The organism is Streptomyces albus subsp. albus (assembly GCF_000719865.1).
In the GTDB taxonomy this organism is placed as follows: Bacteria; Actinomycetota; Actinomycetes; order Streptomycetales; family Streptomycetaceae; genus Streptomyces; species Streptomyces albus_E.
Genome location: NZ_JOID01000119.1, coordinates 1 through 226, shown reverse-complemented (window position 1 = coordinate 226; position 226 = coordinate 1). Strand labels below are relative to the sequence as shown.

The following is a 226-nucleotide window of genomic DNA, read 5'->3' as shown; positions in this document are numbered from 1 at the left end:
TACGCCGAAGTACCGGCGGAATGTCTTCACCGACGCGGTCCTCACCCGCTGCGAAGAGGTCATGCGCAAGGTCTGCGAGGACTTCGGCGCGGAACTCAAGGAGTTCAACGGCGAGAGCGATCATGTACACCTGCTCGTGCACTACCCGCCGTCCGTCGCCCTGTCCCGGCTCGTCGGCAGCCTCAAAGGCGTCTCCGCACGGCGCCTGCGACAGGACTTCCCCGCA

Annotated in this window: 1 protein-coding gene; it reads left to right on the top strand. The window is 65.5% G+C overall.

Going from position 1 to position 226, the window contains the following annotated elements:
• The coding region (gene tnpA, locus IF83_RS0129630) for an IS200/IS605 family transposase (RefSeq protein ID WP_030549531.1) at positions 1-226 on the top strand (226 nt) is incomplete at both ends.